This window comes from Providencia sp. UF-224, from assembly GCF_058245955.1.
This window is the reverse complement of the sequence record NZ_JBSICC010000059.1, coordinates 1-8,621: the sequence shown is the minus strand read 5'-3', so window position 1 is coordinate 8,621 and position 8,621 is coordinate 1. Positions and strand designations below refer to the sequence as shown.

Here is an 8,621-nt window from a genome sequence, read left to right as displayed (position 1 = left end):
GTTACAGGTAGGCAGCAAGTGAAGGTATCCAAGGAGCATACATCAGTATGTGACTTGGGTAACGCAATGCAGCGAACACCCCTGTAGCTCAAAGAATAACAGGGAAAACTCATATGGAAGTTAAAAGGTACTAACTTATGTCAGAACAAAACAACTCAGAAATGGTTTTTCAAATTCAACGCATCTACGCAAAAGACGTTTCTTTTGAAGCACCGAACGCACCACATATCTTTCAACAAGAGTGGCAGCCAGAGATCAAATTAGACTTAGATACATCTTCAAGCCAGCTGTCAGAAGGCGTTTATGAGGTTGTTTTACGTGTGACGACTACGGCAACTTTAGGTGAAGAAACCGCATTCCTGTGTGAAGTTCAGCAAGCAGGTGTTTTCTCTATCGAAGGTATCGATGGCACACAAATGGCACATTGCTTAGGTGCATACTGCCCGAACATTCTGTTCCCATATGCGCGTGAAGCGATTACTAGCTTAGTGGGTCGTGGTACATTCCCACAATTGAATTTAGCGCCAGTTAACTTTGATGCTCTGTTCATGAACTACTTACAGCAGCAACAAGGCGAACAAGCGCAGAACTCAGAAGCTCAACAGGACGCTTAATGAATACTGCTTCAATGTCAGTGATCGGTGCCGGTTCATACGGCACCGCTTTAGCCATTACGCTTGCCCGTAATGCACACCAAGTTGTGTTATGGGGCCATGATCCCAAACACATTCATCAATTAGAGCAAGACCGTAGTAATCAGGCATTTTTGCCTGGCGTTTCTTTCCCTGATAGTTTATCTCTCGAAACGGACTTAAAACGTGCCGTTGAGGCGAGTCCCAATATCTTGATAGTCGTACCGAGCCATGTTTTTGGTGATGTACTCAAACAAATCCAACCTTACTTGCGTGCTGATTCACGCATTATTTGGGCAACCAAAGGTTTAGAAAGGGATACGGGGCGTTTGTTGCAAGAAGTGGCACGTGAGGTATTAGGTAACGAAATTCCGTTGGCAGTGCTATCGGGGCCGACATTTGCTAAAGAACTCGCTGCGGGCTTACCAACAGCGATTTCTGTCGCGGCAAGTGATAGCCAGTTTGGTGAGGACTTACAAAAGCTGTTTCATTGCGGCAAAAGTTTCCGAGTGTACAAAAACCCCGATATGGTTGGCGTGCAGCTTGGTGGTGCAGTGAAAAACGTGATTGCGATTGGTGCAGGGATCTCTGATGGAATGGGCTTTGGGGCTAACGCACGTACCGCGTTGATTACCCGTGGTTTAGCCGAAATGAGCCGCCTTGGTGCTGCATTGGGTGCAGACCCCTCAACTTTTATGGGGATGGCAGGGTTAGGTGACTTAGTGTTAACCTGTACCGACAACCAATCCCGTAACCGTCGCTTTGGTATGATGCTAGGCGATGGTGTGACTGTTGAAGAAGCAGAAAAAGAGATTGGCCAAGTGGTTGAAGGGTATCGGAATACCAAAGAAGTCCGCGCACTCGCTGAACGCGCAGGTGTGGAAATGCCAATTACGGAGCAAATTTATCAAATCCTCTATTGTCACAAGAATGTGTTAGAGGCGGCGCAAGCGCTATTAGGCCGTGCGACGAAAGATGAAATTGCGGATATGCCAAAACTGCATGATTAATAAAAATTAACCTAATTAAGTTACACCATAGGGTAAATATAAAAATAGATAGGTGAGTCATTATGTCGCGTGAAGAATTGGATAGAATTTGGGGCTTCATTAAAGAAGAAGCGAAGTCGCTTGCTGACTGCGAACCACTCCTAGCCAGTTTTTTTAACGCGACGTTACTCAAGCATGACAACTTGGGCAGTGCGCTCAGTTATATGCTGGCGAACAAACTCAGCTCACCTATCATGCCAGCGCTTGAAGTTCGCGAAATCGTTGAAGAAGCGTATCGCAATGATGAACAAATGATTTTCTCCGCTGCAATGGATTTATCCGCTGTCCGCCTACGTGACCCTGCCGTCGATAAATATTCCACGCCGTTACTTTATCTAAAGGGCTTTCATGCGCTGCAAGCTTATCGTATTGGTAATTGGTTGTGGAAAGAAGGCCGTCAAGCACTCGCGGTTTACCTGCAAAACCAAATCTCAGTATCTTTTGGCGTGGATATCCACCCAGCTGCTCGCATTGGTTGTGGCATCATGCTCGACCATGCGACAGGTATTGTGATTGGTGAAACAGCTATCGTGGAAAACGATGTGTCGATTTTACAGTCTGTTACCCTCGGCGGGACAGGTAAAACTTGCGGCGATCGTCATCCCAAAGTCAGAGAAGGGGTAATGATTGGGGCAGGGGCAAAAATTTTAGGCAACATCGAAATCGGCCGTGGTGCCAAAATTGGTGCGGGTTCGGTTGTTCTTCACCCTGTACCTCCTCATACCACAGTGGCGGGTGTTCCTGCACGTATTGTTGGCAAACCAACCAGTGATAAGCCATCCTTAGAAATGGATCAAAACTTTAATGGTAGTATTTGGGGGTTTGAAAATGGGGATGGGATTTGAGTTGTGGAAAGGCGTAAAAGATAGGTTAGTTGCTCACTATCGTTGTTATTCTTCAATAGGTTGCTTTTTAAACACATTTCCCATTTTAAACTGAGTAATCGATTTATTTAAATGTTCGGCATTAGCGGGTGAACGTAATAAATAAGTGGTTTCATCAATACTATCTAATGGGGTATTAGTGGGTTGCTCAGTTTGTTTAGTAACGGTTTCTTTCATTAATATATCTCTCTTATGCTCAGAGCTATCCTCTCAATAATTCGAGCGGTATGTAGCTTGGGTGTCGGAGTGAAGCCTCACTCATACCGCTTGAGGTATATCGAGTAATTCTAGTCTTTTAGCAATGCCCCTGCATATCCCAACTGTCTCCATGCCTCAAACACGACAACAGCAACTGAATTGGATAAATTCATACTGCGGCTATCGGCCAACATTGGAATGCGAATTTTTTGCTCCATTGGCATATTATCTAGCACATAAGGTGGCAACCCGCGCGTTTCAGGGCCAAACATCAAATAGTCATTTTCTTGGTAGCTGACATTACTGTGGCTTGGCTTACCTTTGGTCGTTAAAGCAAAGACTCTAGCACCACTTTCAGACTGATTATTATCTGGGTTCAGCCCTTCACTTTTTAAAAAAGCATAATAATCATGGTGATGTTTGATATCGGCAAACTCGCTGTAATCCAGCCCAGCACGGCGTAAGCGTTTATCATCCCACGTAAACCCTAGCGGGTGGATAAGGTGCAAACTAAAGCCCGTATTGGCACAGAGACGGATAATATTACCGGTGTTTGGTGGTATTTCTGGTTCGAATAAAACAATGTGTGGCATAGCGTTTGACTGATATTTGTGATGATAAAAATGATGGGAAGAGTGTACGCGCAAATCGCATTATTTTCATGCGGAACTTTTATTTGCGCGCCAAAAACAAAAAACGCGCCATAGGGGCGCGTTTATAAAGTCGCTAATTGAGGTTAGCTTTTATAACCGTTTGGGTTCATGGACTGCCAACGCCAAACGTCATCAGCCATATCTTGAATGGAATATTGTGCGGTCCAACCTAAATCACGTTGTGCTTTCGCTGGCGTTGACCAATATTCCGCGATATCACCAGCGCGGCGCTCAGAAATAGTATAAGGGATGGGGTTACCAACTGCTTTTTCAAAAGCAGCGACAACTTCCAATACACTTGTTCCTGTGCCTGTTCCTAGGTTATAGATATGAAGGCCTGCTTGTTGGCTAACTTTATTCAAAGCAGCAATATGGCCATCCGCTAAATCCATCACATGGATATAATCACGCACGCCTGTGCCATCTTTAGTTGGGTAATCTCCACCAAAAATTGCGAGCTCTTTACGGCGACCTACTGCGACTTGGGCTATAAATGGGGTGAGGTTATTCGGGATACCATTTGGGTCTTCACCCATTAAGCCTGAGTTATGCGCTCCAACTGGGTTAAAATAGCGCAGTAATGAAATGGACCACGTATTATCGGCAATATTCAAGTCAGTCAGGATACGCTCAACCATATACTTACTGGTGCCGTATGGGCTATTGGTATTACCCACAGAAGCGTCTTCTGTTAATGGAATATGCTCAGGCTCACCATATACTGTAGCAGAAGAGCTAAAAATCAGGCTGTTTACACCTGCTTTTTTCATGCTTTCCACCAATACCAATGTCCCATTGACGTTAACGTCATAGTATTCAATCGGTTTTTCAACCGACTCACCCACGGCTTTAAGGCCCGCAAAGTGGATCACTGAATGAATTTGGTGACTAGCAAAAATAGTGTCTAATATTTGGCTATCACGCACATCACCTTGGTAAAACATAGGTTTTGTGCCTGTAATGGCTTCAATACGGTTAAGCACTTCAAGGTTAGCATTATGCAGGTTATCTAAAATAATCGGCTGCATTCCTTGCTGGATCATCTGCACACAGGTATGGCTACCAATGTAGCCAAGGCCGCCGGTGACTAGAACTTGATTATTCATCAATATATCCCTAATTCTTAATATTCGTAGTGATAGTTATAATCGTCAGACCTTGCGTCGATACCATTTAATATTACACCCGTGATTTCGATATCATTTTGCTTAAAGCGTTTGAGTGATAAATCAACATCTTTCACGGTATTCACGCCATAGAACGCAATCAGCAATGATGTACCTACATATTTACCAATAATCGCTGAGTCAGTGATAGCTAAGATTGGTGCAGTATCAATCACCACGATATCGTATTGGTTTTTCACTTTATCCAGCAACTGCTTAAAGCGTTCACCCATCAGTAATTCAGAAGAGTGAGTAACGTTTTTACCGCGGCAAATCACATCGAGGTTTTCAATCACATTGCTGTGAATGGTTGGGGACTCTAAATTTTGCTGTGAAAGGTAATCGGATAACCCGCCTTTATTATTTAAGCCAAAGGCTTTATGTAAGCGGCCTTTACGTAAGTCGGTATCGACTAACAGCACTTTTTTACCCGCATTAGCCAGTACCACCGCCATATTGGAGGTGACAAAGCTTTTCCCTACCCCCGGTGACGCACTGGTGACCATCACGAGGTTATTCCCTTGGTTCATCACCGAGAAATAAACGCTAGTACGCAGTGAGCGAATGGCCTCAACTGCAGTATCAGCCGGGTTTTCAATGGCTAATGGGCTCTTGTTACCAGCCTCAATCAGTTTTTTCTCATGAGCAGAGAATGGGATGGTGGCATACACATTAATGCCCAGTGCATCGATATCTTCGGTACTTTTAATTTTGTTATTAAAGAACTCGCGGGCAATCACATAAGCACAACCAACAATAAAGCCAAGGATTGTGGCAAGTACAACAATCAGGGATTTTTTCGGTGCAACCGCATTCGGTTGGGATTCAGCGGAGTCAATAATACGCACATCGGCAGTGATACCGGAATTGAGCACGCTGAGTTCTTGCTGCTTAGCGACTAGCTGGGTGTAGATGGCTTGCTCTGCTTCGACATCTCGGGTTAAACGAACGATTTCTTGTTGGGTATTAGGCAGTTTTTGAATATTTTTGCTGATTTTTTCTTTTTCACGTAACAACTGCTGGCGTTTATCTAATAAAGACTGATACGCAGGGTGGTTACGGGTATATAACTGCTGAATTTCGACCTCTTTAAAGGTTAACTCATTGAGTTTTTCTTCCACTTGCAACGCCGTATCTAACGCGGCTTTAGCTTCTAATGAGAGGTCAATAGATTCATTCTTTTTACGGAATGCATTAAGCTGGTTTTCGTAGTTATCCAGCTTTGCTTTAATGGTGGGCAAATAATCATTTAAGAAGACTAACGTATTGTTGGTGACTTCTTTTTTACGCTCGGTATTTTGGTCAACGTAGTTTTGGATAATACTGTTAAGTATTTTAACGTTTTCCGCCTTATCTGCGCCTTTGATAGCTAAACTGATAATGCCTGTTCCTTTGCCCACTTCTGCAATAGTTAAGGTATTACGTAGATTTTCAATGGCAGAGTAACGGGCATTTTTTATCAAAGTAAATTCATCACCCGTTTTCGCAGATGAACTGGCAACCAGTAAATTAACCTCGCCTTGTTTAAGGACTTCGCCAACGTTACCGTCAAAAATTTGACCATCAATATTCAGTGAGTAGGTCTTCTCACTGGTAAACGTCAGGGTTGCAGGCTCTCCCACTAAGTGGTCAGGCAGTTGATATACCGTAATGTCTAAAGGTGCTCTTTCACCAAGCAGTTTACTGGCAAAACCTGCGGGTGCAACCAGAGCATCCAGATTTAAATCCGCTACGGTTTTACCTAACACCATACGGGATTTAATCACTTCGATTTCGGAATCTACTTGGTTGTTGCTATTACCGAACGGCATCACATCACTCATTTGGTCAAGTAATGACACCTGACCTAACTTGTCATACTGTAAGGTCGCATTGGCTTGGTAAATTGGCGTTGCGAGTAGGCTATAAGCCACTGCAATTACCGCAAAGATAACTGTGAAAAACCCAATTTTTATCGTGTTGGATTTCAAAACTTTAAACAGGGCGAGCAGATCGATTTCATCTGAGGCTGGGGAGCTATTTTTTGTTGTGTTCATAATAGGTTAAATGTTAAGTCATCCAATAAATAAAATTAAATTTTTCCTTGCCAAGCGATGGCGGCTTTTTCGATTAACTGATAAACATGTTCAAACATTTCATCACTGCGTTTATGGGGGTCAGGGATTTCGGTTTTATTAATCCATTGCCCAAATAACATCACTTTGCCACGTGTTTGCGGAAACTGTTGGTGGATTTTAGCAATATGGTCGTTTTCCATCACTAGGATTAAGTCTGCTTTATGGCATATTTCGCTGGTTAACCGGCGTGATTGATGGTTTTCCAAGGAAAGCTGATGCTGCGCAGCAATACGGATGGCGCTGTCATAGGCTGGGAGATCATTTTTGGCGATAATCCCTGCGGAATCGACTTTTTTGGTGGGGAAATATTGTTGCAGTAAACGCTCCCCTGTCGGGGAGCGGCAAATATTACCCATACAAACAACTAGGATATGGTTAAACATGTCTATTACCAATCGTGAATACGCTTGGTGCCTTCTGTTAGCTGGTTATAAGAAGCAATCGTTGGCAGTAACTGAGTAATCAGACGGTTCCAACGTACCACAGGAGCTGCGGTAACATAGACTAAGTCATACGGTTGTAATTTAAACTCGGTGCCCATCACGAGTGATGTGGCATCTGATAAATCTAGCTGATACACCGCGGCCATTTTTTTCGGCAGTAACGCTTCAAGCTCTTTATCTGCTGCTGGCTGGTTTTTAATTGGGCGGATAACAAACACACCTGTTGCATTGGCCGTTGTTTGGTTAAGGCCACTGGCTTTGCTCAGCGCTTCAGTGATACTCATCCCCGAACGGTCAATCGTCAGTGTGGTTGGCTGGCCAACTTCACCCATCACAAATACTTTTTGTGAGTCATTACGCGGTACATACAGCACATCGCCCGGTAGCATTAGGTAGTTTTGGGTTAAATCCCCATACTGCACTAAATCCTGTAATGAGACTTTAATCTCTTTGCCATTACGGGTGAGTACCACATTATCCCAATCGGCTTTTTCGGTTAACCCACCTGCATTATTAAAGGCTTCTAAAATCGTTAAAGGCACGTTAGTGATTGGCAATGTCCCCGGTTTCGCCACTTCACCCGACACGTACATTTTCTGTGAGCGGAAGGCTGCAATACTGACATCCACTTGTGGGGATTCAATATAAGTGGCTAAGCGGTTGCTGATCAGCGTACGGATTTCCGTCACGGTTTTACCGATGACTTTGACTTTACCAATATATGGGTAATAGATAGTCCCATCAGAATGTACCCAGTTACCGGAATCTTGCGCACTACGGTAAGAACCCGCAGGGATAGTTAGTTCGGGGTGGTCCCAAACGGTAATGGTGAGTACATCACCTGCACCCACACGGTACTCATAGTTAGTCAGTTGTTTTTCTAACTGTGAGTTCGGTTTGGCAATGGTTGGCGCTGTGTACATGTCATCGAGTAATTTTGGTGAAATCGGGTAGATATCAACCAGCTTTGTAATATCACGGTCACCCGTATCAACCACATTTTTGCCAGAGGTCGACATATAGGCACCAGGGGTAACGGTACAGCCTGTCAGTAAAATACTCATTGTGAGTAGTGTAAGTGGGAGACGCTTCCTAAACACGGTACCATCCTATGATAAAAAATGATTAGATAAGGTATAAGTGATGATGGATATCATCATTCCCACTTATACATAATTACTACAAATGGGGGTAGTTTATATTGATGGTCGAAATTTGGCAAAAATTGCGATAATAATAACTAAGTTAATCATTACCAAATAAATCGCGTGTATACACTTTATCCGCAACATCTTCGATTTCAGGCACCATACGGTTAGCCAAAATGATGTCACATTGAGCTTTAAACTCCGCTAATTCATTGACAACTTTGGAATGGAAAAACTCAGTTTCTTTCATTACCGGCTCATACACCACCACTTCAATGCCTTTGGCTTTGATGCGCTTCATGATGCCTTGCACCGCAGAAGCACGGAAGTT

At 43.7% G+C, this 8,621-nt stretch carries 10 protein-coding genes; 3 read left to right on the top strand and 7 right to left on the bottom strand.

What is annotated here, in order from left to right; translation table 11 throughout:
- The first annotated feature begins 137 nt into the window (after nucleotides 1-137).
- The 3 genes from secB (at nucleotide 138) to cysE (ending at nucleotide 2,526) form a co-directional block, all read left to right on the top strand.
- The gene (gene secB, locus AC4IFO_RS22495) at nucleotides 138-614 is read left to right on the top strand and encodes a protein-export chaperone SecB (RefSeq protein ID WP_273804047.1); all 477 of its coding nucleotides are present in this window, start codon (nucleotides 138-140) and stop codon (nucleotides 612-614) included.
- A complete protein-coding gene (gene gpsA, locus AC4IFO_RS22490; RefSeq protein WP_490737755.1) occupies nucleotides 614-1,642 on the top strand; it encodes an NAD(P)H-dependent glycerol-3-phosphate dehydrogenase in 1,029 nt (342 codons plus the stop codon). Before secB ends, gpsA begins: the two co-directional genes overlap by 1 nt.
- A gap of 62 nt (nucleotides 1,643-1,704) precedes the next feature.
- On the top strand, nucleotides 1,705-2,526 hold the full coding sequence (gene cysE, locus AC4IFO_RS22485; protein ID WP_219245111.1) for a serine O-acetyltransferase: 822 nt from the start codon (nucleotides 1,705-1,707) through the stop codon (nucleotides 2,524-2,526).
- 45 nt (nucleotides 2,527-2,571) lie between these two features.
- Here the strand turns inward: cysE and AC4IFO_RS22480 are convergent, their stop codons facing one another.
- The 7 genes from AC4IFO_RS22480 to AC4IFO_RS22450 form a co-directional block, all read right to left on the bottom strand.
- Nucleotides 2,572-2,742 carry a type II toxin-antitoxin system Phd/YefM family antitoxin gene (locus AC4IFO_RS22480; protein ID WP_273827517.1) on the bottom strand — a complete coding sequence of 57 codons (171 nt, stop codon included), beginning with the start codon at nucleotides 2,740-2,742 and terminating at the stop codon, nucleotides 2,572-2,574.
- 110 nt (nucleotides 2,743-2,852) lie between these two features.
- Complete coding sequence (gene trmL, locus AC4IFO_RS22475) at nucleotides 2,853-3,356, bottom strand: tRNA (uridine(34)/cytosine(34)/5-carboxymethylaminomethyluridine(34)-2'-O)-methyltransferase TrmL (protein WP_272539957.1); 504 nt, start codon at nucleotides 3,354-3,356, stop codon at nucleotides 2,853-2,855.
- 143 nt (nucleotides 3,357-3,499) lie between these two features.
- The gene (gene galE / locus AC4IFO_RS22470) at nucleotides 3,500-4,522 is read right to left on the bottom strand and encodes a UDP-glucose 4-epimerase GalE (protein WP_490737752.1); all 1,023 of its coding nucleotides are present in this window, start codon (nucleotides 4,520-4,522) and stop codon (nucleotides 3,500-3,502) included.
- A gap of 17 nt (nucleotides 4,523-4,539) precedes the next feature.
- Nucleotides 4,540-6,618 (bottom strand): polysaccharide biosynthesis tyrosine autokinase, encoded by a 2,079-nt coding sequence (locus AC4IFO_RS22465; protein WP_490737750.1) that lies wholly within the window; start codon nucleotides 6,616-6,618, stop codon nucleotides 4,540-4,542.
- Nucleotides 6,619-6,653: 35 nt separating this feature from the next.
- Nucleotides 6,654-7,082 (bottom strand): arsenate reductase/protein-tyrosine-phosphatase family protein, encoded by a 429-nt coding sequence (locus AC4IFO_RS22460; RefSeq protein WP_490737748.1) that lies wholly within the window; start codon nucleotides 7,080-7,082, stop codon nucleotides 6,654-6,656.
- A gap of 5 nt (nucleotides 7,083-7,087) precedes the next feature.
- Nucleotides 7,088-8,242: a polysaccharide export protein gene (locus AC4IFO_RS22455; RefSeq protein ID WP_490737746.1), complete on the bottom strand. Its 1,155-nt coding sequence runs from the start codon at nucleotides 8,240-8,242 to the stop codon at nucleotides 7,088-7,090.
- Between the two features lie 145 nt (nucleotides 8,243-8,387).
- The coding region (locus AC4IFO_RS22450) for a UDP binding domain-containing protein (RefSeq protein WP_490737744.1) at nucleotides 8,388-8,621 on the bottom strand (234 nt) is incomplete at its 5' end.

What these genes read in the sequence shown, in the direction of transcription:
- AC4IFO_RS22480 (WP_273827517.1), bottom strand. Translation starts at nt 2,742, where the DNA reads ATGAAAGAAACCGTTACTAAACAAACTGAGCAACCCACTAATACCCCA.
- gpsA (WP_490737755.1), top strand. Translation starts at nt 614, where the DNA reads ATGAATACTGCTTCAATGTCAGTGATCGGTGCCGGTTCATACGGCACC.
- AC4IFO_RS22460 (WP_490737748.1), bottom strand. Translation starts at nt 7,082, where the DNA reads ATGTTTAACCATATCCTAGTTGTTTGTATGGGTAATATTTGCCGCTCC.
- AC4IFO_RS22465 (WP_490737750.1), bottom strand. Translation starts at nt 6,618, where the DNA reads ATGAACACAACAAAAAATAGCTCCCCAGCCTCAGATGAAATCGATCTG.
- trmL (WP_272539957.1), bottom strand. Translation starts at nt 3,356, where the DNA reads ATGCCACACATTGTTTTATTCGAACCAGAAATACCACCAAACACCGGT.
- secB (WP_273804047.1), top strand. Translation starts at nt 138, where the DNA reads ATGTCAGAACAAAACAACTCAGAAATGGTTTTTCAAATTCAACGCATC.
- galE (WP_490737752.1), bottom strand. Translation starts at nt 4,522, where the DNA reads ATGAATAATCAAGTTCTAGTCACCGGCGGCCTTGGCTACATTGGTAGC.
- cysE (WP_219245111.1), top strand. Translation starts at nt 1,705, where the DNA reads ATGTCGCGTGAAGAATTGGATAGAATTTGGGGCTTCATTAAAGAAGAA.